Origin of the sequence: Pantoea sp. RG18, from assembly GCF_025910075.1 — a bacterium.
Taxonomy (GTDB): Bacteria; Pseudomonadota; Gammaproteobacteria; order Enterobacterales; family Enterobacteriaceae; genus Pantoea; species Pantoea agglomerans.
This window is the reverse complement of record NZ_JAPCIL010000015.1, coordinates 262,810-285,618: the sequence shown is the minus strand read 5'-3', so window position 1 is coordinate 285,618 and position 22,809 is coordinate 262,810. Positions and strand designations below refer to the sequence as shown.

At 56.7% G+C, this 22,809-nt stretch carries 22 protein-coding genes; 5 read left to right on the top strand and 17 right to left on the bottom strand.

Annotated features, from left to right (window positions below):
• Positions 1-2 precede the first annotated feature (2 nt).
• The 3 genes from OK409_RS17615 to trmB form a co-directional block, all read right to left on the bottom strand.
• Complete coding sequence (locus OK409_RS17615) at positions 3-719, bottom strand: DUF2884 domain-containing protein (protein ID WP_010248885.1); 717 nt, start codon at positions 717-719, stop codon at positions 3-5.
• Between the two features lie 65 nt (positions 720-784).
• Complete coding sequence (locus OK409_RS17610; protein WP_003853403.1) at positions 785-1,111, bottom strand: YggL family protein; 327 nt, start codon at positions 1,109-1,111, stop codon at positions 785-787.
• Complete coding sequence (gene trmB, locus OK409_RS17605; protein WP_010248887.1) at positions 1,111-1,830, bottom strand: tRNA (guanosine(46)-N7)-methyltransferase TrmB; 720 nt, start codon at positions 1,828-1,830, stop codon at positions 1,111-1,113. Before trmB ends, OK409_RS17610 begins: the two co-directional genes overlap by 1 nt.
• 154 nt (positions 1,831-1,984) lie before the next feature.
• Here trmB and mutY point away from each other — a divergent pair, with 154 nt between their 5' ends.
• Genes mutY through mltC form a run of 3 tightly spaced genes read left to right on the top strand, consistent with a single transcriptional unit; the run spans position 1,985 to position 4,476 of the window.
• Positions 1,985-3,070 carry an A/G-specific adenine glycosylase gene (gene mutY / locus OK409_RS17600; RefSeq protein ID WP_033769896.1) on the top strand — a complete coding sequence of 362 codons (1,086 nt, stop codon included), beginning with the start codon at positions 1,985-1,987 and terminating at the stop codon, positions 3,068-3,070.
• Positions 3,070-3,342 (top strand): oxidative damage protection protein, encoded by a 273-nt coding sequence (locus OK409_RS17595; RefSeq protein ID WP_003853409.1) that lies wholly within the window; start codon positions 3,070-3,072, stop codon positions 3,340-3,342. Before mutY ends, OK409_RS17595 begins: the two co-directional genes overlap by 1 nt.
• A gap of 54 nt (positions 3,343-3,396) precedes the next feature.
• Positions 3,397-4,476, top strand: a complete 1,080-nt coding sequence (gene mltC / locus OK409_RS17590; protein WP_033758737.1) for a membrane-bound lytic murein transglycosylase MltC — start codon at positions 3,397-3,399, stop codon at positions 4,474-4,476.
• A 1,150-nt stretch (positions 4,477-5,626) separates the two neighbouring features.
• Here mltC and OK409_RS17585 read toward each other — a convergent pair.
• Positions 5,627-7,780 carry an ornithine decarboxylase gene (locus tag OK409_RS17585; protein WP_022623848.1) on the bottom strand — a complete coding sequence of 718 codons (2,154 nt, stop codon included), beginning with the start codon at positions 7,778-7,780 and terminating at the stop codon, positions 5,627-5,629.
• A gap of 565 nt (positions 7,781-8,345) precedes the next feature.
• Between OK409_RS17585 and OK409_RS17580 the strand changes: the two genes are divergently transcribed.
• Complete coding sequence (locus OK409_RS17580; protein ID WP_033780713.1) at positions 8,346-9,329, top strand: MDR family oxidoreductase; 984 nt, start codon at positions 8,346-8,348, stop codon at positions 9,327-9,329.
• 27 nt (positions 9,330-9,356) lie between these two features.
• Here the strand turns inward: OK409_RS17580 and OK409_RS17575 are convergent, their stop codons facing one another.
• From OK409_RS17575 to OK409_RS17550, 6 genes are all read right to left on the bottom strand, one after another.
• Complete coding sequence (locus tag OK409_RS17575; protein WP_010671076.1) at positions 9,357-9,854, bottom strand: CinA family protein; 498 nt, start codon at positions 9,852-9,854, stop codon at positions 9,357-9,359.
• Positions 9,855-9,945: 91 nt separating this feature from the next.
• Positions 9,946-10,722 (bottom strand): heme ABC transporter ATP-binding protein, encoded by a 777-nt coding sequence (locus OK409_RS17570; protein ID WP_031594228.1) that lies wholly within the window; start codon positions 10,720-10,722, stop codon positions 9,946-9,948.
• Complete coding sequence (locus tag OK409_RS17565; RefSeq protein ID WP_010671078.1) at positions 10,722-11,720, bottom strand: FecCD family ABC transporter permease; 999 nt, start codon at positions 11,718-11,720, stop codon at positions 10,722-10,724. The genes OK409_RS17570 and OK409_RS17565 overlap by 1 nt, the downstream gene beginning before the upstream one ends.
• Positions 11,713-12,534 (bottom strand): heme/hemin ABC transporter substrate-binding protein, encoded by an 822-nt coding sequence (locus tag OK409_RS17560; RefSeq protein WP_111534617.1) that lies wholly within the window; start codon positions 12,532-12,534, stop codon positions 11,713-11,715. Before OK409_RS17560 ends, OK409_RS17565 begins: the two co-directional genes overlap by 8 nt.
• Entirely contained in the window at positions 12,531-13,562 is a 1,032-nt protein-coding gene (locus OK409_RS17555; RefSeq protein ID WP_264367284.1) for a hemin-degrading factor, read from the bottom strand. The genes OK409_RS17560 and OK409_RS17555 overlap by 4 nt, the downstream gene beginning before the upstream one ends.
• A gap of 49 nt (positions 13,563-13,611) precedes the next feature.
• Positions 13,612-15,984 (bottom strand): TonB-dependent receptor domain-containing protein, encoded by a 2,373-nt coding sequence (locus OK409_RS17550; RefSeq protein WP_264367283.1) that lies wholly within the window; start codon positions 15,982-15,984, stop codon positions 13,612-13,614.
• Positions 15,985-16,223: 239 nt separating this feature from the next.
• Here OK409_RS17550 and OK409_RS17545 point away from each other — a divergent pair, with 239 nt between their 5' ends.
• The gene (locus OK409_RS17545; protein WP_010248912.1) at positions 16,224-16,520 is read left to right on the top strand and encodes a SelT/SelW/SelH family protein; all 297 of its coding nucleotides are present in this window, start codon (positions 16,224-16,226) and stop codon (positions 16,518-16,520) included.
• Between the two features lie 8 nt (positions 16,521-16,528).
• Here OK409_RS17545 and OK409_RS17540 read toward each other — a convergent pair whose 3' ends face one another.
• From OK409_RS17540 to OK409_RS17510, 7 genes are all read right to left on the bottom strand, one after another.
• Positions 16,529-17,068, bottom strand: coding sequence for a PadR family transcriptional regulator (locus tag OK409_RS17540; RefSeq protein ID WP_264367282.1), 540 nt, complete (start codon positions 17,066-17,068; stop codon positions 16,529-16,531).
• Between the two features lie 73 nt (positions 17,069-17,141).
• Positions 17,142-17,924 (bottom strand): siderophore-interacting protein, encoded by a 783-nt coding sequence (locus OK409_RS17535; RefSeq protein WP_022623856.1) that lies wholly within the window; start codon positions 17,922-17,924, stop codon positions 17,142-17,144.
• A 331-nt stretch (positions 17,925-18,255) separates the two neighbouring features.
• A complete protein-coding gene (locus OK409_RS17530) occupies positions 18,256-18,438 on the bottom strand; it encodes a hypothetical protein (protein ID WP_244637887.1) in 183 nt (60 codons plus the stop codon).
• 230 nt (positions 18,439-18,668) lie between these two features.
• Positions 18,669-19,538 (bottom strand): helix-turn-helix domain-containing protein, encoded by an 870-nt coding sequence (locus OK409_RS17525; RefSeq protein ID WP_264367281.1) that lies wholly within the window; start codon positions 19,536-19,538, stop codon positions 18,669-18,671.
• Between the two features lie 218 nt (positions 19,539-19,756).
• Positions 19,757-19,930, bottom strand: a complete 174-nt coding sequence (locus tag OK409_RS17520) for a DUF2474 domain-containing protein (protein ID WP_010671086.1) — start codon at positions 19,928-19,930, stop codon at positions 19,757-19,759.
• A 1-nt stretch (position 19,931) separates the two neighbouring features.
• The gene (gene cydB, locus OK409_RS17515; protein WP_010248926.1) at positions 19,932-20,936 is read right to left on the bottom strand and encodes a cytochrome d ubiquinol oxidase subunit II; all 1,005 of its coding nucleotides are present in this window, start codon (positions 20,934-20,936) and stop codon (positions 19,932-19,934) included.
• Position 20,937: 1 nt separating this feature from the next.
• On the bottom strand, positions 20,938-22,350 hold the full coding sequence (locus tag OK409_RS17510; RefSeq protein WP_010671087.1) for a cytochrome ubiquinol oxidase subunit I: 1,413 nt from the start codon (positions 22,348-22,350) through the stop codon (positions 20,938-20,940).
• Between the last annotated feature and the right edge of the window lie 459 nt (positions 22,351-22,809).

Below are 22,809 nucleotides of genomic sequence, written 5' to 3'. Positions count from 1 at the left end.
ACCTATTTTTTCAGTGCGCCGGTAAGCTGTTTACGCTGATCTTCCAGCGAAATAACGCGATTACACACCTCGTGACCGAAGTTCTGGAAATCCTGCTCCTGCTTGCTCCACTCAGCCTGAATCGACTGCTGCAAACCGCCCAGATTACCCATAATCGCCTGCAGCGGATTACTGCCGCCGCTGCCCTGCTTACTGCCCATCTCGTTCAGGCTATCCTGCATCACGCCGCCCAGCGTCGACTGCACCAGCCTTTCACCTTCGGCGCGAACCTGATCAATCGCCTGATGGTGGAACGTCAGCCCATCTTCACGGTGTTCAATGATGCGGTTCATCTGCTGCTTCAGCTGACCATTCAGCGTGGTCAGGCGATTACGCACGTTGCTGTCGGTGCCCAGTTTTTCAACGATGACCTGATCCAGTGCCGCACGCCCTTTCTCCAGACGTGATGTCGCCCCGCTGTCGATCCACGGCAGATCGCGACGCAGCGCGTTCTGATAGTCGATCGCTTTCTGGCGTCCGGCCGTATCGAGCGTGACCTTCTGTCCATTGAACTGCACGTCGCCCTGCGGCGAGATTTCCATATTGCCGTTGGCACCGACCACCTGCACGCTCTGCGGCTTAATCACCACATCGTCCTGCGGCTTAACGCTGCATTCATAGGCTGCCTGAGCCTGGGTTGCTGCCACCAGCAGCACAGCAAGAAGCGCTTTACGCATCATATCTACTCCCTAAGATCGGGTCTGAAACCCTTTGATCGGGCCTCAGCCCGACACTGTGTGACGACTTAGTCCCACCAGACGTCAAAGAGTTCAGTCATCTGAACGTCCTGCAGCTTGCGATCTTCCAGCCATTTACGAACCAGAGCACGATGCTCATCGGTGCATTTGCCGGTTTTCTGCAGGCAAACCAGACCTTCCCACACCAGGTAACCGCTGCCATCGAAGGCCAGGCCGTTAGGGTCGATCGCTTCATTGATGAACTGGTTCAGCGTCTCATCAATTTCGCTTTCGCTGGTGCCTTCCGGGAAGCGCCAGGCAACCGAGAAGCCCAGTTCCTGAAACTCATCAATGTGCAGTTTTTTACGTAAACGGCGGCTGCGTTGTGTGGCCATTATTTCACCCTCTCAAACATTAAATCCCATACGCCGTGGCCTAAACGCTGCCCGCGCTGCTCAAACTTGGTCAGTGGACGCGTCTCAGGACGCGGCACATAATTCTGTTGTTCTGACTGGTTGCGGTAACCATCGATGCTGTTCATCACTTCCAGCATATGCTCCGCGTAGGCTTCCCAGTCGGTCGCCATGTGGAAAACGCCGCCCAGCTTCAGTTTACGCATCACCAGCTCGGCAAAAGGCACCTGGACAATACGGCGTTTATTGTGACGCGCTTTATGCCACGGATCGGGGAAGAAGAGCTGAACCATGCGCAGCGAGTTATCCGGAATCATCTTCTCCAGCACTTCCACCGCGTCATGGCACATCACCCGAAGGTTCTGCACATCGGCTTCTTTGGCGGCGGCCAGACAGGCACCCACGCCCGGCGCATGCACTTCAATACCCAGGAAGTTCTGATGCGGCGTGTTCTGCGCCATCGTTACCAGCGAAGCGCCCATGCCAAAGCCAATTTCCAGCGTCACCGGGGCTTCGCGGCCAAACAGCGCAGGCAGATCGACAGGCTCCGGCTGATATTCCACCCCCATGACCGGCCACAGGGTGTCCAGCGCCTGCTGCTGGCCTTTGGTTAAGCGGCCCTGGCGGCGCACAAAGCTGCGGATCCGGCGTAATGGCCGCCCGTTCTCATCAAATTCTGGGGTGATGACGTCATTAATCATGTAAAAGCCTGCTGGTTAGCCTGTTCCGGGAAACGGGCATTATGCAAAGTTCATAAGCAGAAGCAAGCCTTTGCAATCTTCCGGTTTACACCCAGGTGCGCATGTGCTGGAATTCCTGCCTGAGTGTAGAGTAAACACGGAAAATTTCCTTCTTATGATGCAAGCGCCGCAGTTCGCGCAACAGGTGCTGGACTGGTATCAGCGCTTTGGTCGCAAAACCCTGCCGTGGCAGCTGGAGAAAACGCCTTATAAGGTGTGGCTCTCCGAAGTGATGCTGCAGCAAACCCAGGTTGCCACGGTTATTCCCTATTTTGAACGCTTTATGGCGCGCTTCCCCACGGTTACCGATCTGGCTGCGGCTCCGCTGGATGAGGTGTTACATCTCTGGACCGGCCTCGGCTACTACGCCCGTGCGCGTAATCTGCATAAAGCCGCAAAGCAGATTGTCGAGGTTCATCAGGGCGAGTTCCCGCGTAATTTCGATGATGTCTCTGCCCTGCCCGGCGTAGGCCGCTCCACGGCGGGCGCGATCCTGTCGCTGTCACTGGGGCAGCATTTCCCGATTCTGGATGGCAACGTCAAGCGCGTGCTGGCCCGCTGCTATGCCGTCAGCGGCTGGCCGGGTAAGAAAGAGGTCGAAAAGCGGCTCTGGCAGATCAGCGAAGAGGTCACACCCGCCGAGGGCGTCAGCCAGTTTAATCAGGCGATGATGGATCTGGGCGCTATCGTCTGTACCCGATCGAAGCCGAAGTGCGAAATCTGCCCGCTGAACAGCGGTTGTGAGGCGTATGCCAGCAGCAGCTGGGCGAGCTATCCCGGTAAGAAGCCTAAGCAGGTGCTGCCAGAGCGCAGCGGCTGGTTCCTGATGATGCAGGATGGTGATGATGTCTGGCTGGAGCAGCGCCCGCCTGTGGGCTTGTGGGGCGGCCTGTTCTGCTTCCCGCAGTTCACTACGGAAGCGGCACTGACCGACTGGCTGGCGGCCCGCGGCATCCATGCAAAACCGCAGCAGCTTACTGCGTTTCGTCACACCTTCAGCCATTTCCATCTCGATATCGTGCCAATGTGGCTGACGTGGCCTTCTGTCGGGGCGGCGATGGATGAAGCAGGCGGTCTCTGGTATAACTTAGCGCTGCCACCATCTGTGGGATTAGCCGCACCCGTTGAGCGCCTGTTACACGAGCTGCGCCATCCCCGACAACTGGCTTTGAACAGTTGTGAGATTAATGAGGAAGAATAATGAGCCGCACTATTTTTTGTACTTTTTTACAGCGCGACGCGGAAGGACAGGATTTTCAGCTCTACCCGGGCGATCTGGGTAAGCGCATTTACAACGACATTTCTAAAGAAGCCTGGCAGAAGTGGATGGCGAAACAGACCATGTTGATCAACGAGAAGAAGCTCAACATGATGAATCCCGAAGATCGTAAAGTGCTGGAGAAGGAGATGATCAATTTCCTGTTCGAAGGTAAAGACGTTCATATCGAAGGCTATACACCGCCAGAAGCGTAAACATTCCGGGCCTCATCGCTGAGGCCGGTTATCCAGGTCAGGCTTGCATTCCCAATGAATAAAAAATTAATCGCCCTGCTGGTGATAGCACCACTTTTGGTTTCCTGTTCCGGGTCAAAGAAACAGCAGTCCCACGAGGAGTGGGTAAAAGATACCAACGCCTTTGATATTCTGATGGGGCAGTTTGCTCATAATATTGAGAATATCTGGGGTATCAATGAGGTCCTGATCGCCGGACCCAAAGATTACGTCAAATATAGCGACAACTATTACACCCGCAGCCACATTAACTTTGAAAGCGGTAAGCTGACCATCGAGACGATTTCTGGCACCGATCCTATGGCCAGCCTGCGTCAGGCAATCGTGACCACCCTGTTGATTGGCGAAGATCCGGGTAATGTCGATCTCTACTCTGACGCCAACGATATTGAAATCAGTAAAGAGCCGTTGCTGTATGGGCAGGTGCTGGATAATACCGGTCAGCCGATTCGCTGGCAGGGTCGCGCGGAAGCCTTTGCTGACTATCTGATTCAGAATAAATTGCAGCGCCGCACCTCGGGTCTGCATGTGATTTACACCATTTCGATTCCGATGGTGCCGAACCACCTGGATAAGCGTGCGCACAAATACCTGCCGATGGTGCGTAAAGCCGCCGATCAGTATGGTGTCGATGCCTCGTTGATTCTGGCGATTATGCAGACCGAGTCGAGCTTTAACCCCTACGCCGTGAGCCATTCTGATGCGCTGGGTCTGATGCAGGTGGTGCAGCATACTGCCGGTGTTGACGTGTTCCGCATGAAGGGTAAATGGGGCAAGCCGAGCCGCAGCTATCTGCTGGATCCGGAGAACAATATTGATGCGGGTACCGCTTATCTGTCGCTGTTGCAGCGTAGCTATCTGGGCGGCATTCAGGATCCGGTGTCACGTCGTTATGCGGTGATCACCGCCTATAACGGCGGCGCAGGCAGCGTGCTGCGCGTCTTCTCCAGCGATAAAGACCGGGCGTTTTCGATGATTAACGGCATGTCACCGAGCAAGGTTTACCAGACACTGGCGAACCAGCATCCGTCGGCGGAGTCGCGTCGTTATCTTTATAAGGTGAGTACCGCGCAGAAGAGTTATCGGGGATTCTGATGGGCTCAGCGCTAAAGCGGGGGAGTGTTCGCTGCGCGAACGGGCTTGGGTGCAGCGCCTGAAGCTGGGATTGTTCGCTGCGCGAACAGGCTATGAGAAGGTTTCGTTCGCTTAGCCGCGGGTATGCACTGAGCGGGTTCCGCCCGCCAGGCGATCAGGAGTGCAACGCTGAAGCTGGGATTGCTCGCTGCGCGAACAGGCTATGAGAAGGTTTCGTTCGCCTGGTAAGCCGGGCAGTTTCAGATTCGCCTCTGCAGGCGACCGACAAGGGGGCGCCAGTCGCCGCGCCCCCTTGACCCCGGGCTCCGGCCTGCTTCACCGCCGCTTCGCGGTTCCTTCGCCTCTTCAGGATTTCTCACGGACCAGCGGGACGCGCCATCCCTGGCGCGAACCCGCCTCTTCGCGACATCCCTGTCGCTCGTCCTGAAATCCCTCATCCGCTCAGCGGTTCTGACGGCCTCCCCACCCCCTCGCTGTTATCTTTTCTTCTTATATTGGGTTCGCTGTCGCTGTGAATTTGGGATTGCCTCTGACTTTCGGCTCAGCACACAGAATGGCATTCAACCCTACCCGCTGTTATCTCGTTTTCAGGTAACTAAGATTGTTGCGGTGAACTTCAGGAATTGAGACTGGCTTTCAGACCACCAGGCAACTGTGCACCAAAGAAAACATAAAGAAATCACAGGCGGGGGTTTCCCAGAGGCGTCCGAAGCGCTGAGGAACAACCGCAGGCCAGGATGAGCCGACAGGACGTCGGCGAAAGGACGGCACGAGCCAGGGATGGCGAGTCCGGACGGTCCGTCGGCCGCAGGGCGTGACGAAGGTACCCCGCTACGCGGGGCGCGGAGGCAGCCGGACGCCGGGATTGTTAAGGGGCGGGCGTCCGCCCCTTGACGCGTCCGCCTGCTCAGGCAACCTGAAACTCCCCATCGTCTGGCGGGCGGAACCCGCTCAGTGTTAGCACGCTGCTAAGCGAACGAAAATCTCTCATAGCCCGTTCGCGCAGCGAACAGGGCCTGCCGGGCGAAAACCCATTAAGTGCCAGCTCGCTGCAAAGCGTACACCGCCGCCAGGCGAAACCTTCTCAGCCCCGTTCGCGCAGCGAACAAAAAGGCAGGCGGGCCGCTACCCGCCTCTGCCCACGCTCAGTTCAGCGCCCCACTATCATATTGGCCACCAGATACTTCCGTCCCTGGTCATCCTCTTCGGTGTAAACGCCCTGCAGCTCTGGTGAGAAGCCAGGCAGCAGATTAAGCCCCTCTTCCAGCGCCAGGAAGTAACGCTGCACCGCGCCGCCCCAGACTTCCCCCGGGACTACGCACAGCACACCCGGTGGATAAGGCAGTGCACCTTCCGCGGCAACCCGGCCTTGCGCTTCGGCTATCGGCACCAGCTCCACTTCGCCGCGAATATAAGCCTGATGCGCATCCTGCGGATTCACCCTGACCGGCGGGAACTCCGCGGCGCGGAACATCAGGCGCTGCAGATCCTTGACGTTGTGACTGACGTAAAGGTCGTGCATCTCCTGACAGAGGCGACGCAGGGTATACCCGGCATAGCGTTCGGCATTTTTGCGGTAAATGGTCGGCAGCACTTCGGCCAGCGGCGCATCCTCTTTGACGTGCTGTTCGAACTGCGCCAGCATCGCCACCAGATTCGCCATCTTCTCCGGACTCTCTGCCGGGGTCAGCAGGAACAGGATTGAGTTGAGATCGCACTTCTCCGGCACAATGCCGTTTTCGCGCAGATAGTTCGCCAGAATGGTCGCCGGAATCCCGAAATCACTATACTCACCGCTGGCCGCATCAATCCCCGGCGTGGTCAGCAACAGCTTGCAGGGATCCACCCGATACTGATCGCGCGCATAACCCGCGAAACCGTGCCACTTCGCCTGCGGTTCAAAGCTGAAGTAGCGCAGATCGCGGGCGATCGTCTCAGTGGGCGCATCCTGCCAGCGCTGACCATCCACCGTCTCCGGTACAAACGGCAGGATCATCTCACAGCGATCCAGGATCGCTTTACGCGCCTCAATACCCAGCGTGACGCACTCATCCCACATGCGACGCCCCGCTTCGCCCTGATGCATTCTGGCGTTGATATCCAGCGCGGCAAACAGCGGATAAAACGGACTGGTTGATGCGTGCAGCATAAAGGCGTTATTCAGTCGCTTATGCGGGCAGAAGCGGCGCTGTCCGCGAATATGATTATCTTTTTTATGGATCTGCGAAGTCTGCGAAAAACCTGCCAGCTGCTTATGCACTGACTGCGTGACAAAAATGCCGGGATCGTTCTCATTCAGTTGCAGGGTCAGCGGCGAACAGCCTTCCATCAGTGGAATGAACTGCTCATAGCCCAGCCACGCGGAATCAAACAGGATGTAATCACACAGATGGCCGATGCGATCCACCACCTGACGCGCGTTGTAGACCGTGCCGTCGTAGGTGCCCAGCTGGATGATCGCCAGACGGAAAGGCCGCTCTTCAGCCGCGCGCTGCGGAGCCACGGCCGCGATCTGCTCGCGCAGATAAGCCTCATCGAAGCAGTGTGCGTCAATGCCGCCAATAAAGCCGAAAGGATTGCGCGTCGCTTCAAGATAAACCGGGGTCGCGCCCGCCTGAATCAGCGCGCCATGATGGTTCGACTTGTGATTGTTGCGGTCAAACAGCACCAGATCGCCACGCGTCAGCAGCGCATTGGTCACCACTTTATTGGCACTTGAGGTGCCGTTGAGCACAAAGTAGGTTTTATCGGCGTTAAACACTTTTGCCGCATACTTCTGCGCATCTTTAGCCGAGCCTTCGTGGATCAGCAGATCGCCCAGTTTGACGTCGGCATTGCACATATCAGAGCGGAAAACATTCTCGCCGTAGAAGTCATAAAACTGTTTGCCCGCCGGATGCTTTTTAAAGAAAGCACCGCCCTGATGGCCGGGACAGGCAAAGGTGCTGTTCTGCATATCGACATAGCGGGTCAGCGTCTCGAAGAAAGGGGGCAGCAGCGCCGCTTCATACGCCTGCGCAGCCGCTTCCAGCGCGATCCACTCCTGCGGATCGCCATTCAGCTCACCGCTGACGCCGGGCAGGTGCATCACCTCTTCTTCAAACGCGTTAGCGACAAACACTGGCAGATTAAAGCCGGTATGACGCAGCAGCGCCAGCACGCCGCTACGGGTATCCGCCAGCGAGACGACAACCGCCGCCACATCGGTGAAATCGGTGTTATCCAGCGTCACCACGTCTCGCGCAGTGTTCAGGGTCAGGCTGGGCGCCACAGCGGCGCTGGCAGCAATTTTCAGTGGAGTCATAACAGAATCCCTAACGTCAGGGAGGAAGTGCCAGAGGCACAATTAAGGGGACAGTGCCCCGGCGAATACTTAACAGTCAGAAGGCGTTACGCAGCCCGTGGAGAGCAGATCCATAGCCGCTGCCTGGCTGGCCTCACCGCATGGTGAATAACGGAGATATCGGAAAAGAGGATAACCCGGTGAGCGCCGGAAAAAGCGAACGGTAATCCGGGCGGATGCGCGGTGAACCGGACATGGCGACGTCCTCTGTGGCAAAGAAGCAGGGTCAAAAAGTGGCGGTCATAATGTCATCTTTTTCAGGCATGGACAACCCGAACCAGGTAATTATTCAGTCACATCCTTAGCATGTAACAATATGATTTTTATAGTCTATTTATCATGAAAAATTCATAATGCGACTAATTATCTGAATTATATGCAGATTTATGCACTTAACTCACTGCCGCTGTCAGCGTGCTTTTCCGCTCGTGTTGTCTCCATTGCCTGCAGACGCGACCATTGCCCTACCGCATTGCATCTGCCAGGCGTAAACTGATCTTCTCTTTCCCACTCTGCCGGAGGCTGCATGTTCAAGGCACTGGTCATTGAAAATGACGAACAAGGTTACCGTTCCCTGCTGAAAGATCTCCCCGAATCTCAACTGCCCGACCACGATGTCACGCTCGACGTCAGCTACTCATCCCTGAACTACAAAGATGCCCTGGCTATCTGTAACAAAGGCCCGATTGTGCGCCACTTCCCGATGGTGCCAGGTATCGATTTTGTTGGCCGGGTGACGGCCAGCCGCCATTCCGACTGGAAAGAGGATGATGTGGCACTGCTGACGGGCTGGGGCGTGGGCGAAAAACAGTGGGGCGGCCTGGCACAGAAAGCCAGCGTCAGTGGTGACTGGCTGGTGCGCCCGCCCGCCACGCTGAGTCCGCTGCAAACCATGGCAATCGGTACGGCGGGACTGACCGCAATGCTCTGCGTGATGGCGCTGGAAAAACAGGGCATCACACCTGATCAGGGACCGGTACTGGTCACCGGTGCCAGTGGCGGCGTCGGCAGCTATAGCGTCAGCCTGCTGGCGCGTCTGGGTTATCAGGTGATCGCTTCCAGCGGGCGCACCAGCGACCATGCCTATCTGATTGATACGCTGGGCGCGGCATCGGTCATTGACCGTGAAGAACTCTCCCAACCCGGCAAGCCACTGGCAAAAGAGCGCTGGGCCGCCGCGATAGACAGCGTAGGCAGTCACACCCTGGCGAATGTGCTGGCCGCCACCCAGCGCGACGGCGCGGTTGCCGCCTGTGGTATGGCGCAGGGACTCGACCTGCCAGCCAGCGTCGCACCCTTTATTTTGCGTGGCGTTACGCTGGCCGGTGTCGATAGCGTGATGTGTCCGAAGCCGCTTCGTCAGCAGGCGTGGCAACGACTCGGTGAGCTGATGGATAGCGAACGGCTCAGTAAGCTGAGCCGGGTGATCCCGCTAAGTGAAGCCAGAGAAGGTGCGCAGGCATTGCTGGATGGTAAAGTGCAGGGTCGTCTGATTGTCGACTGCCGCTAAGCCTGTTTAAAGGCGCGTTTCGCGCCTTTAACGATCGGCTCGCTGCAGCCGTTTTATAAGTCCTTCCAGCGCGAACTGTGTCCCCTGCTCCATCACCGATTTCGGATCGCCGCTGAACTGATGGCACTCCGCTTCGTCTCTGCCGTCGGGCAATACCCAGCCAAACCAGATGGTGCCCGCCGGTGTACCATCTTCGCCGCCATCCGGTCCGGCATAGCCGGTAATGGATAATCCCACCGGCTCGCCGGAGCGGGCGCAGGCGCCCTGCACCATCTCCCGCGCCGTCTGTTCGCTCACCGCCGTATGCTGTTTCAGCGTGTCAGGGCGCACCCCCAGCAGACGGATTTTGGCATTTTCGCTGTAGGTCACAAAGCCGCTGGTATAAAAATCTCCGCTGTTTTCCACCGCGGCCAGCGTCATGCTGATCAGCCCGGCGGTACAGGATTCGGCGGTCGCCAGATGAAGTCCGGAAGAGAGTAAAATATTCCCCAGTTGCTCAGCGGTCTGATCTAATGATTTTGCCATTATGGTCTCCTTGAATCTGTCCGGAACTCCAGGTATAGCGCAAAATCAGCGAATAAAACCGCGCAAGGCGATGTTTTTAAAGCGAAACGGTCTAAATACGCAGCTGGATATGCGGCTGTCCACTCCCGGCATGCGCCACTACCTGCAGATCGGCCTGGTACCAGCGCGTCAGCGTCGATTCCGTCATCACCGTCTGCGGTGAGCCTTGTGCCACCAGTCGGCCTGCGTGCAGCAGCAGTATGCGATCGGCCCATAAGGAGGCCTGATTAAGGTCATGTAACACGGTGCAGACGGTGAGATCTCCGGCGCGCGTCAGCTGGCGCAGTAAACGCAGGGTTTGCTGCTGCCAGAAGAGATCCAGCGCCGAAGTCGGCTCATCCAGAAACAGCCAGCCGCGTGGTCTTCCCTCATGCCAGAGCTGTGCCAGCACCCGTGCCAGCTGAACCCGTTGTTGTTCACCGCCAGAGAGCTGGCGGTAATCGCGCTGCGCCAGCCCTTCACAACCGGTCAGCCGCATGACCTCAGCCACAATCTGCGACGTCTGCGCCTCCGGCCAGGGCGCACGGCCCATCGCCACGACCGACTGCGCAGACTGTGCAAACGTCAGGTTGTTCTGCTGGCGCATCACTGCGCGGCGTCGTGCCAGCTGCTCACGCGGCCATGCCGTCAGCCGTCGATCGCCCAGCCAGCACTCGCCCCGATCGGGCGACAGAAATCCCGTCAGCATCCGCAGTAGCGTCGACTTACCTGCGCCGTTGGGGCCAATCAGCGCCACCAGCTCGCCACCTGACAGCGTGACGTCGAGGTTATCAATAACGGTTTTGCCGCCGCGCGCGAGACACAATCCCCTGGCCTGTAAAATTTCCATCACTCCAGCCCTCGCTGTTGACGCAGAATCAGCCAGAGAAACCACGGACCACCAATCAGGCTGGTCAGCAGCCCCACCGGCATCTCGGCCGGAACCACCAGAGTGCGCGCCAGCGTATCGGCCAGCAGCAGCAGAATCGCTCCCGCCAGCGCTGAGCCGGGCAGCAGCCAGCGATGATCGCCGCCAAGGCAAAAACGCATCACGTGTGGCACCACCAGTCCGACGAAGCCGATCACGCCGCTGACCGAGACCGCCGTACCGACCAGCAACGCACTGAGGATCAGCAGCTGATGCTGAGTACGCTTCACATCAACGCCCATGTAGTGCGCATCCTCTTCGCCCGCCTGCAGCAGGTTAAGGTGGCGGGCGCGAGTCTGTAACAGCAGCAAGGCTGGCAGAATCAGCAGCAGGCAGATCAGCAGTGCAGGCCACTGTGCCTGGCTGAGGCTTCCCATGCCCCACAGCGACAGCTGGCGCAGCTGCTGGTCGTTGCTCAGCCATGACAGCACGCCTACCGCCGCCCCGCACAACGCATTAATCGCAATGCCGACCAGCAACAGCCGCGAAAGATTGCCGCGCGCCAGCCGACTGAAACTGAAGATCAGCAGTGTAACCAGCAGACTGCCGATAAACGCGGCGATCATCGGTAGCCACAATGCCAGCGGTGCCGGCAACGCCAGCGGAATAATGATTGCCAGCGCCACCGCCAGTCCCGCCCCGCTGCTGATCCCCAGCAGACCGGGATCGGCCAGTGGGTTACGAAAAACACCCTGCATCACTGCGCCAGAGACTGCCAGCGCCATGCCCATCACCACCGCCAGCAGCACGCGCGGCAGACGGATATCCAGCCAGATCTGCCAGATAAGATCGCTGAGCGGTGCCTGCCACAGCGCCCGCACTGAAAGCGACATCGCCCCCAGATTTGCCGCCAGCACCATCGCCACCAGCAGGAAGATCAGCATCAGCACCAGGCCACGCAGCGCATTATCCTTAATCATGGTTCAGCGATTCCGCCGCCTGACGCAATTTCACGATTGCCCGCGGCGTATCAAGACCAAACCCCAGCAGTGCCATGGTGTCGATCACCAGCAGACGATGCTGCTGCCCGGCAGGCGTCAGCGCCAGACCCGGTAACTGCCACAGCTGCGCTTCGCCGCCCAGGGTTTTCAGGCCATCCTCGCCTATTACCACCAGATCCGGCGCGGCGGCGATCACCCCTTCCTGCGACAGTGCCTGATAGTGCGGCACCGGGCCCATAGCATTCTCCAGCCCGGCGCTGCGAATGGCGCCATCGGCCGCAGTCTGATTTCCAGCCGCCATCGACTTCATGCCGCTGTTCGCCATGATGTAGAGCACTTTTACCGGCAGCGGTTGCTGCGGCAACTGGCGAATCTGCTGCGTCATTTGCTGCGCCAGTGCCTGAGCTTCGCTTTCACGCTGCAGCGCCTGGCCCACAGTGATAATTTTCTGCGGAATTGCCTGCAGGCTGCTGTCGCCGCTGACCGTGACCACCCTGACGCCCGCGCGGGCAATCTGTTGCAGCACCAGCGACGGTTGCGCCTGCGCGCTGGCGATCACCAGCGTCGGTTTCAGTGCCAGAATGCCTTCGGCGTTGAGCTGGCGCATATAACCCACGTCCGGCAGTCGGGCGGCCTGCGCCGGACGCAGACTGGTGCTGTCGCGCGCCACCAGCTGTGACTGGGCATCCAGCGCATAGATAATCTGAGTGACGTCACCGCCAATCGACACCACCCGCTCCGCCGCCAGTGATGGCAGCGTCATCAGCAGCCATAACAGCATCGCTCTTTTCATGCCGCCGCTCCCGGCGTGCGGAGTGCGCCAATCTGCTCGCGCCAGCGTGACTGCTCTGGCGTACCTTCCGTGCGCTGACCGTAGAGCTGGGCGATCTGCGTGCCGTCGGCAGCGAACAGTTCCAGGCTGGTAACAAAGCCATCACCCGTTGGCTTGCGTGTTACCCAGCTTTCGCTGATCTGATCAGCCATCAGATGCAGCGTGAACTGCGGATTGAAGATATTGAGCCAGTTTTCCACTGGCTGCAGCATCTCTACCCTGCCGGTGAAAATCTGAGTACAGCCACGGTTGCCGACAAAAATCATAATTTCATTGCCCGCCTGCTGTGCCATCTGTAGCAGGCGCTCAAGTGCGTCGTTGCCGGTCTGCCAGGCGAGATCCTCACCCACCGCGCGAAACGCCTGCGGTCGTGACACCTGGTGGCGCTTCAGCAACGCGAAAAACTGATGAACATCGGTCATGGCGCGCCATTCACGGTCGATGGCGGTGGCATCAATCGCCTCCGTCAGGGGAGCAGCGGCAACCGGCTCAACCACGAGCGGCGTCGTCGCGGCGTCGGTAAAGTCGGCGATCAGCGTCTGCCACACTGCCATGCTGGTCTGCTCCGTGGCGTAAACTTTCAGCACCGCATCGCCATGACGATCAAAAATCTGAATGCTGTGACGAACGCCCTGCCCGGTCGGCTCCTGCAGAGCAAAGGCGCTGCACCACTGACCGACGAACAGGCGCAGATCGAGCGCACGGGGATTAAGCACCAGGCCACCATGCGCGCCAATCTGTACATTGTGGTATTCACCCAAGTGTTCATGTACCGCATAAGCGTTACGGGTAATGTTTTTGGTTTCGCCGACTGCGCCCAGTGCCTTCAGCAACGCCGGAAAATCGCGTTTCAGCGCCACGGCATCAACGCCGATGCGCGCTTCACACAATTCCGCTTCGCTGATACCGATCAGCGCGGCCAGGTCGCGGGCATATTTCTTCGGTTGTTCACCTTTAAGGACAAGATAGTGCTGATAAATCGGGTTCATGACTCAGGCTCTCTTAGTAGTGCCCTGCATCAGCGCAGGGCGACGGCTATCAAAAATCGACGTTAACACCTAACTGGAAAGTACGGCCCGGCATCACGGCCAGTGCCTGATCGTTGCGCTCCTGCTGAGTGGCGCTGGTCAGTTCACGGCTGCTGAGGTAATCCCGGTATTTGCGATCGGTTATGTTGTAAAGCCCGCCACTCAGCCTGACGTTGTGCGCGACACGCCAGTAAGCGGTCATATCCACCATGCCATAACCCGGCACCCGCATGTAATCGGTGCTGGAGTCGGCCAGGCTGCTGCCGTTGTTAGCGAAGCTTTCGCGGTTAGTCGCACTGGCTTGCTTACCTTTGACAAAGGTAGCGGTAACGGCGGCACCGTAGCCGCGCGCCTCATCATCCCAGGCGAGTCCGACGATCGCTTTCATCGGGGCAACACTCTCAAGGTCGATGTAGCGGTCACCAAGGTAGCTCGACTTTGCCGCGCCCTGCGTGTAACCAAACGCCAGATTGGCGCTCAGACCCTCGACCTCGCTGAACCAGCTACCGAAGTTCACTTTACTGCTGATTTCAGCCCCGTAGATGTAGGCTTTATCGCGGTTCTCCGCCTGATAGGTGGTGTAAATGTTGGCAGGCACATTGACGAACTGACCCGGATTAGCCGCCCGGCTGTAGCGGGTAAAGGCAATAAAGTTTTTATAGTCGTTATAAAAAGCGGCAGCGTTAAGCGTGACGCCTTTTGCCACCTCTCCTTTTATACCCCACTCGTAGTTGTTGCTGGTTTCGGTTTTCAGATCTGCATTACCAATCAGCGCATACTGCGCGGTGCCGGCATAGCTGGAGCCAAGGTTCCATGAACCATAAAGCTGCGTATCGTTGGGGAACTGCGCGCCACGGGTATATTGCAGATAAGTCATCAGCTTCGGTGTCAGATCGTACTGGAAGGCGATCGACGGCAATACCTGGGTGTCGCTGTTTGGCGAACCGTAGAGCGCTGAAACTTCGCTGGCGTCGAGCACGCTACTGTTCGTGGTCAGCGTCGCCACATCACGCGGTCGGGTGTTCTGATAGGCCACGCGCGCGCCCGGCACGATGGCCGCCCGATGTCCGTCAGCATCGAAGCTGATGGTATCCTGCAGATAACCACCCACGCTGTAGCTGCGACTGTTAGCCTGCGGCTGCATGATCGCAGTAAAAGCACTGGCTGGCGGTGACTGACGGAAAGGTCGTTCAGTATCCAACAGACGCGCATTCAGCCCGGCACTCAGTTCATGTCGCCCGACGCTTTTAAGCGCGCGGGTGTCAAAACCGTAGCTGTCGCTGTTGTAGTCGGAATAGACGGTTTGCCTGGCAGTGGCACTCGACGGCATGCGGGTGTTGTCATGCGCCTGGGTCTGCTGCCAGTAAACGCGGGCCGTCAGGCTGTCGATCAGGTCATTGTAAGGGGTGTACTCATCCGCCAGGCTGATGCCCCAGCGGCGGGTATCACTCTGCTGCTGTGCCGTCCCCCAGACTGTATTGCCTGAAGTGCTCCAGCTGTCGTAATGGCTGTGGTGGGTTTTGTGATAGTAATCGACCGTCGCGCTGAGCTTGTGAGCATCATTGGGCTGCCAGATGCCGGAGGTCATAAAGGCGTCGGAGTGCCAGTTAGCGGGATACGCATCCAGCGTATCGCTGTTGTTACGGGTCTGCTGTCCGTCACGGCGGCTGTAAACAAAGATGCCGCGCAGTTCATCGTCACCGGCAGCGGCGGTGATGCCGTTATGCCAGCTGCGACTGGATGAGTCATAGTCGCTCTGATAACTGAATGCGGTTGCTTTTCCGGGAAGCAGGTAATCGTCGGGAGACTTATTACGGAACGAGACGTTGCCGCCAATCGAGGTGTTCGGCTGTTCCACTGCTGTGGCGCCCTTCTCAATCTCAATACGGCCAAACATATAAGGATCGATGTAATCGCGGCCAATGCCAAAGCTGTCGAGACCTGCGCGTCCTACATAGCTGCGGCCGGTGGCCTGCGGCAACGGAATGCCGTCCACATCCAGACCGACGCGGTTGCTCTCGAGGCCACGAATGTTGTAGCCGGTATAACCGGCCCGATCAAAACCGCTCTTACCGGCTGATGAACCGCCACGGGTACCGGTAGCACTGATCAGCGGTTCATAGCGCATGATCGATCCAAAGTCAGTGGCACCACGCTGTTGCAGATCGCTGGCAGAGAGCGAGGTTTTACTGCCTGCCGTTTTTTTGATTTCCGGTGCTGTCACCGTCATTACCGGTTCGGCACTGCTGCCATAGCGATCAGAAAGGGTTAGCGTGGCAGATTCACTGCCCGCAGCATAAGTGCAGGTGGTATTGATGAAGGTGGCGAGCAACGCCAGTTGAGTCAGACGCGGTTGCGTCAATCTCCGAAAACGTGGTGACATAGGCGCGAATTACCTGATTAATTGTTAGTATTCGCTCACTTGCTTGCTGGCAACAGTAAAACGGCTCCGCATAAAAGCCGTGAAAAGTCAGAACATCATGCTGGTGTAGTAATTATCGCCCGGAATTTAATGCAACTGATAATCATTATCAATCTTATTTACATTTAGATATAAACCACAGCGCACAAATTGTTAACCCGAATGCATTGGCATTTATCAACACGTAAAGGAATAGAGTTATGGCGCAAAAACCTGTGGTTGTTATTCACTACTGTATGCAATGCAACTGGCTGATGCGGTCAGCGTGGATGGCACAGGAACTTCTGCATACGTTCGCTGAGGATCTGGCGGAGGTGACGCTGAAACCGGGCACCGGCGGTATCTTTGAGATTACGCTGGATGAGCATCTGCTGTGGGAACGTAAGCGGGATGGTGGCTTCCCGGATGCGACCACGCTGAAACAGCGTGTGCGGGACATCTGCTTCCCGGATCGTACGCTGGGCCACATCGACAAACACAAAACTGAAGTCAGCTAACTCCGCGATTAGCTGAGGGTGATTTTTTCTGCCGCGTCGTGCAGCGCCTTAATCAGCGTCTGCAGCGCGGCTTCTGAGATATCTTCCTGCGCAAGCCGCTGGTTCAGCGCGACCTTCAGCCCATGAATCGCCTGCTCAACAGCAGGAATGCTGCGGTTATTGACCAGAATCGCCAGCGTAGAGAGCCGTGTAATCAGGCTGGTGACCGTTTCACGATTCTCTGCCAGCTGCGCTTCTCCCGATGCCGTCAGGCGGTAGGCTTTACGCGTTGCCTGCGCATCCACCACCTGAATCGCCTCCATCTCTTCCAGCAGCGTCAGGTTGGGATAAATGATCCCCGGACTGGGCGAATACTCTCCCTTTGACAGCTCCTCGACAGACTTGATCAGCTCATAGCCGTGCGCAGCATTCTGCGCCAGGAAATGGAGCATCAGCAGGCGAATCTCACTTGCTTCCAGCATCTTTTCACGTCGCTTGCGCCGTCCGCTGCAACTGCCTGCGCGCGCAGTCTGATCCTCAGTTGAAGTGGAAGTCGGATGCTGTTTCATGGCCTGCCCTGCTGCGAAAAAAGTGGGATTGATGGTAGTGCGCTGCCTGGCAAAACTCAATTGCCTTAGTGACTTACTTCTGGTGCCAGTAGGCCACCGCCCGCACGAAGTCACTGTTGAGGCCGCGCTGCACCGTAAAGTAGTCACACAGCGCTTTAACAAACTCACCTTCGCCGGTCAGCCAGACAAAGTAATCTTCCGTCGGGATAGTGATCTGATCCAGCCGGGCAATCAGCTGGCTGAGCTGCGCTTTCTGCATCTGGCCGCTGCCGAGCCAGTTTGTCGTCACATCAGCCGTATCAGATAAATAGTCGCGGCCCGTCGCTTCATCGGTAAAGGCATAGAGATGCAGCGCCTGCGCCCGGGCGTCACGCTGACGGCGCGCAAAAGCCGGCAGCCCGGTTTCATCACAGACGTAGAGCTGGAATGCGTAATCGGTCGGCACCACCAGCGAGCCGCGTGGCCCGCCGACAATCAACCGATCGCCAGGCTGCGCCTGAGTTGCCCAGTCACTGGCTACGCCCTGCTCATGAATATAGAAATCGAGGGTCAGTGAAGATTCACCATCGAATTCCAGCGGTGTGTAATCACGCGCCTGCGGACGCAGCCCTTCGGGCCAGACAATCCCTGCATCGGTGATTTGTGGCAGAGCCAGTGTGGCTCCTTCAGCAGAAGGGAAGAAAACCTTAATGTGGTCATCAAAGCCTGGCGACGTAAAGCCCGCCAGATCGCTGCCGCTGAACCGGATACGCCAGAATTTACCGGCAATGTTAGTTTTACTCGCGACCTGAATATGACGGAAACGCAATTCATTACGGACGCGCTGTGGTACACGCTGATCGGCTGATACAGGCAAAATTTCTCTCCTGAAACGGGATGGATGCCCGTGACTCAAGGGCATGCTGACAATCATGGAATAACAATCATTCTCATCTGAAGTGCCAAGATTAGCTATGATATATCTTCACTGCAAGAACGAAAAATGCGATCCAGCGGCTTAAGATATATTTTATGCCTGTACGGGTGTGCGTAGTGCAGACGAAGAGCGGCCCTGATAAGAGCGTTCAGTGAGAGGTAATCAGCAGGTGCGGCGTGTTTATGGGGGCAGGCAGAGAAGGCGGAAACTGTCCGGCTCCTGACGAGCCGGGCATGATGTTGCGCCGCACATTCTGGCAGCGCGTGACCACTTACAGTGTGTCGTTGAATCCGGAGAGGGAAGGATTGCTGCTGGTGTGTTCCGGCAGCTCACCATCACCCAGAATTTCATGCTGGGTGGCCTGAGAGTGCGGATGCAGTCCGGCAGGAGGTGAAAAAGGTTCAGCCTGTTGTGCCATCGCCATGACAGGCAATGCCAAGATCAGTGAAATCATTAAGCGTCGCATAGTTGTCTTCGTTTGTTTTTTTGACCAGAAAAGGCCTGAAATGCAGGTAAATATTCCAGCCCTGGCACAGATGCACGATGATTCAGGCATGGCAGGGTTTCGGGAGAGGATTTTACGCCAGAACGGCGAGTTATTTTATAAAATCGTGCGGTTTGTCACGGTTTACCGCACGAATTATGCATTAACAGGGTCGGGAGCCACATACCCTGCCCTGCTGGCTAAGCCTGCATCACCGGAATAGAAAAAACGCCGCTCAGCCAGTCAGGCTTACAGTGCGCAAAATCGAGACGCAGCAGATCTTTACCCGGACGACGTGACACACCCAGTGCTGGCAGATGCTGATAGTAGATATCCTCGATAAAGCGTGTCAGCTGCTCCGGGCTGCCGCTCCAGCGGATCGACGCATAGAGTCCACGAACCTCGCTCCAGCTGGCGGTGTTGTCACCCAGCAGCCCGGCATGTTGCGGCTCCAGCGCCTGAAGCAGGCTGATATTTTGCTGATCAGCAGAGCTATGGCCGGGGCCATACTGAAAGCCTAACCAGCCCTGCGACACGCGGCCGCCCGCCAGCGCCACCAGTTGCCGCGCCTGTTCGGCCACCCGGTGATCGCGATCGGCAATGTAATCGCCAAACTTACACTCCCACTCCAGCGTCTCTCCGCACAGGTGCAGCTCTTCCTCACGCTCCACCAGCGTTGCACGCTCTGCCAGCGATCGCACCAGAATGCGACCATGGAAGTTTTTAACCGGCAAATGGGGAATACGGCGAAACGCACCAGGCGTCAGCGAAAAGTGACCTTTGAATACCCGGGTAAAATTTTGCTGGTTATCAAAACCAAAACGTACGGCGATATCGATCAGCGTCATGCGGGTCAGACGCAGCGCCATAGCGGCCATCGTCAGACGCCGTTTACGGGTGTAAGCCGCCAGGGTCTGTCCGGTCATCTCCTTAAACATGCGCTGCATGTGCCATTTGGAATAACCTGACTTGAGGGTAATCTGATCGATATTAAGATCGTCGGTGAGATTGGCTTCAATCCACTCGACCAGATCGTTGATGTGCTGTTTTTTAATGGCCTGACTGAGCATGATGGCGATTTACGACGCGGGTTAGGACTGGGATTTCAGTTACAAAAGGATAACAAAAATCGCAAATCGGTGTAAGGAAAGGGTAAGCATTGCCCGCCCGTTCAGGGCGTTTCCGCATTAATTGCTTAGGTTACTAACTAAAAAAGGCTGACTTACGTCAGCCTTCTGATTATTGATAAAAACTGCGCCGGATAGCTGTAAGACGGAGCCTGCGACAACTAATGACTGCGCATTCCGGCCGCTGTCATCATCATGCGGAACAGCGAGGCGACAACGCCTAGCGCCAGCACGCTGGCGGCATAGATAAACACCAGCCACATCACACGCTTCCACCATGGCGCTTTCGTTTCTTCATTGTGATTGTGGTCTTTCATGCTGCTGAGGCTTTTCATATCAATGATATCCTGCGTCTGCTTTGATTTTTCCACGGAACACGTAGTAGCTCCAGAAGGTGTAGCCCAGGATCATCGGGATAATCAGCAGGCTACCCACCAGCATAAAGGCCTGGCTCTGCGGCGGTGAGGCGGCAGCCCAGATGGTCACTGATGGCGGAATAATGTTTGGCCAGATACTGATGCCCAGCCCGGAGAAGCCCAGAAAGATCAGCGCCAGCGTCAGCAGGAACGGTGAATAGTGCGCCTCGCGCTTAATGGCGCGCACAATGCCCCACGAACAGAGCAGCACCAATACCGGAACCGGCAGGAACAGGAACAGGTTGGGTTTGCTGAACCAGCGATGCGCGATATCCGCATGCGCAAACGGTGTCCACAGGCTGATGATGCCGATAATCACTAACAGCGCAATCACCAGCGGCGTAGCCAGCGCAGACATTTTACGGTGCAGCTCGTTCTCGGTCTTCATGATAAGCCAGGTGCAGCCCAGCAACGCGTAGGCAACAACCAGACCCACGCCGCAGAACAGCGGGAACGGTGCCAGCCAGTCCATTGCGGAACCGGCAAAACGGCGTCCCTCAACCGGAATACCATCCAGCAACGCACCCACGGCCACACCCTGACTGAAGGTGGCGATGACTGAACCGGCAATAAATGACTTGTCCCAGAACGCCCGATGGCCTTCTACGGCCTTGAAGCGGAACTCAAAGGCGACACCACGGAAAATCAGGCCAATCAGCATAGCGGTCAGCGGAATCGACAGCGCATCGGCAATCACCGCATAGGCCAGCGGGAACGCGCCGAACAGGCCAGCACCACCCAGAACCAGCCAGGTTTCATTTCCGTCCCAGACCGGCGCGACGGTGTTAACCATCATGTCGCGCTCGCCAGCATCTTTATTGAACGGGAACAGCAGACCAATACCCAGGTCGAAGCCATCCATCACGATATACATCAGGGTTGCGAAAACGATAATCGCAAACCAGATAACGGAATAATCGATCATCTTAGTGGTCTCCATCCTTAAAGGTGGCAGCGGAAAGCGGACGCGCCGGGGTTTTCTTCTGACCAGGACCACCCTCTTCGGTGATATGGCCTTCGCCGGTAACCGGTCCCTGCTTAATCAGACGCATCATGTAGTGATACCCCACGCCGAACACCGAGCTGTAGACCAGAATAAAGGCCAGCAGGCTGATGCTCATGTGCATATCCCCATGTGCCGAGACCGCATCAATCGTGCGCTGCACGCCATAGACCACCCACGGCTGACGACCGATTTCAGTGGTAAACCAGCCTGCCAGAATCGCAATCAGACCCGATGGCCCCATCAACAGCGCAAACCACAGGAAAGGACGCGACTCATAGAGACGCCCTTTGAAACGCAGCCACAGGCTGACCACGCCCAGCGTAATCATCAGCAGGCCCAGCGCCACCATCACGCGGAAGGACCAGAAGATGACCGTTGAATTAGGCCGGTCCTCTTTCGGGAAGGACTTCAGCGCCGGGACCTGCTTGTCCAGGCTATGCGTCAGAATCAGGCTGCCAAGATAAGGCACCTCCAGCGCATACTTGGTACGTTCCTGCTCCATGTCGGGGATCCCGAACAGGATCAGCGGTGTGGCTTCACCCGGTGGGTTTTCCCAGTGCCCTTCAATCGCCGCGATTTTGGCAGGCTGGTGTTCCAGCGTATTCAGACCATGAGCATCACCAATCATCGCCTGAATCGGCGCGACAATCAGTGCCATCCACAACGCCATTGAGAACATCTTGCGGATTGCGGGATTGTTATTCCCCTTCAGCAGATGCCAGGCAGCCGACGATCCCACAAAGAAAGCACTCGCCAGGAACGCCGCTACAGACATATGGAACAGGCGATAAGGGAATGAGGGGTTAAAGACGATTTTGAACCAGTCCTGCGGAACCACGATGCCATTCTGGATGATGTAGCCCTGAGGCGTATGCATCCAGCTGTTAGAGGCCAGGATCCAGAAGGTGGAAATCAGCGTACCGAGGGCGACCATGCAGGTGGCAAAGAAGTGCAGCCCGGGACCCACGCGATTCCAGCCAAACAGCATCACGCCCAGGAAGCCCGCTTCCAGGAAGAACGCCGTCAGTACTTCATAGGTCAGCAGCGGACCGGTGATACTGCCAGCAAACTCCGAGAAGCCGCTCCAGTTCGTCCCGAACTGATAAGCCATGACCAGTCCTGATACCACACCCATGCCGAAGTTAACGGCAAAGATTTTCGACCAGAAGTGGTAGAGATCGCGATAGGTGTGATCGCGGGTTTTGAGCCACATACCTTCGAGCACGGCCAGAAAACTGGCGAGACCGATGGTGATGGCGGGAAAGATAATATGGAAGGAAACAGTAAATGCGAACTGAATCCTGGCCAGATGAAAGGCATCTAATCCGAACATTGCTTACCTCTTTGCCACATAGAACACCATGTATTTACTTATAATTAACAACTTAAGCCTGATGCGCCTGGTTCTCTGCGCTTATTGAAATTCCTGCCGCAAATTTAAAACTATTCGCGGCGAGGAAATAGAAACAGTGGGGTTAATGAAAACTATAACAGTCTTTATTGATTCTGATCATTGTTTTTGACGGGAATTATTTATTTAAAAATAAGGCCTAAAGGTTAATCAGAGCGTGTTTATGTGTCGTTAATGTTACGGTAATTTGTACTTTAAAAATCGATAGCGCTAAAGCGAACCTTGCCTGAAAAATGCCTTCAACAGGCTGTTTTCAGGCACTATTTTGTTATAAACCCTGATTGAGTAAAGGTCAAATTTTAGAGCCTCCAAATTAAATACCCTTATTTTTTAACAGGTTAAAAGAGTAAATAGTTACCTCTGCCGCTTTGTTTGCTTTTT

Bases quoted from the DNA above. Each gene is read 5' to 3' on its own strand.
- OK409_RS17615 (WP_010248885.1), bottom strand. From the start codon at position 719: ATGATGCGTAAAGCGCTTCTTGCTGTGCTGCTGGTGGCAGCAACCCAG.
- OK409_RS17610 (WP_003853403.1), bottom strand. From the start codon at position 1,111: ATGGCCACACAACGCAGCCGCCGTTTACGTAAAAAACTGCACATTGAT.
- trmB (WP_010248887.1), bottom strand. From the start codon at position 1,830: ATGATTAATGACGTCATCACCCCAGAATTTGATGAGAACGGGCGGCCA.
- mutY (WP_033769896.1), top strand. From the start codon at position 1,985: ATGATGCAAGCGCCGCAGTTCGCGCAACAGGTGCTGGACTGGTATCAG.
- OK409_RS17595 (WP_003853409.1), top strand. From the start codon at position 3,070: ATGAGCCGCACTATTTTTTGTACTTTTTTACAGCGCGACGCGGAAGGA.
- mltC (WP_033758737.1), top strand. From the start codon at position 3,397: ATGAATAAAAAATTAATCGCCCTGCTGGTGATAGCACCACTTTTGGTT.
- OK409_RS17585 (WP_022623848.1), bottom strand. From the start codon at position 7,780: ATGACTCCACTGAAAATTGCTGCCAGCGCCGCTGTGGCGCCCAGCCTG.
- OK409_RS17580 (WP_033780713.1), top strand. From the start codon at position 8,346: ATGTTCAAGGCACTGGTCATTGAAAATGACGAACAAGGTTACCGTTCC.
- OK409_RS17575 (WP_010671076.1), bottom strand. From the start codon at position 9,854: ATGGCAAAATCATTAGATCAGACCGCTGAGCAACTGGGGAATATTTTA.
- OK409_RS17570 (WP_031594228.1), bottom strand. From the start codon at position 10,722: ATGGAAATTTTACAGGCCAGGGGATTGTGTCTCGCGCGCGGCGGCAAA.
- OK409_RS17565 (WP_010671078.1), bottom strand. From the start codon at position 11,720: ATGATTAAGGATAATGCGCTGCGTGGCCTGGTGCTGATGCTGATCTTC.
- OK409_RS17560 (WP_111534617.1), bottom strand. From the start codon at position 12,534: ATGAAAAGAGCGATGCTGTTATGGCTGCTGATGACGCTGCCATCACTG.
- OK409_RS17555 (WP_264367284.1), bottom strand. From the start codon at position 13,562: ATGAACCCGATTTATCAGCACTATCTTGTCCTTAAAGGTGAACAACCG.
- OK409_RS17550 (WP_264367283.1), bottom strand. From the start codon at position 15,984: ATGTCACCACGTTTTCGGAGATTGACGCAACCGCGTCTGACTCAACTG.
- OK409_RS17545 (WP_010248912.1), top strand. From the start codon at position 16,224: ATGGCGCAAAAACCTGTGGTTGTTATTCACTACTGTATGCAATGCAAC.
- OK409_RS17540 (WP_264367282.1), bottom strand. From the start codon at position 17,068: ATGAAACAGCATCCGACTTCCACTTCAACTGAGGATCAGACTGCGCGC.
- OK409_RS17530 (WP_244637887.1), bottom strand. From the start codon at position 18,438: ATGATTTCACTGATCTTGGCATTGCCTGTCATGGCGATGGCACAACAG.
- OK409_RS17525 (WP_264367281.1), bottom strand. From the start codon at position 19,538: ATGCTCAGTCAGGCCATTAAAAAACAGCACATCAACGATCTGGTCGAG.
- OK409_RS17520 (WP_010671086.1), bottom strand. From the start codon at position 19,930: ATGAAAAGCCTCAGCAGCATGAAAGACCACAATCACAATGAAGAAACG.
- cydB (WP_010248926.1), bottom strand. From the start codon at position 20,936: ATGATCGATTATTCCGTTATCTGGTTTGCGATTATCGTTTTCGCAACC.
- OK409_RS17510 (WP_010671087.1), bottom strand. From the start codon at position 22,350: ATGTTCGGATTAGATGCCTTTCATCTGGCCAGGATTCAGTTCGCATTT.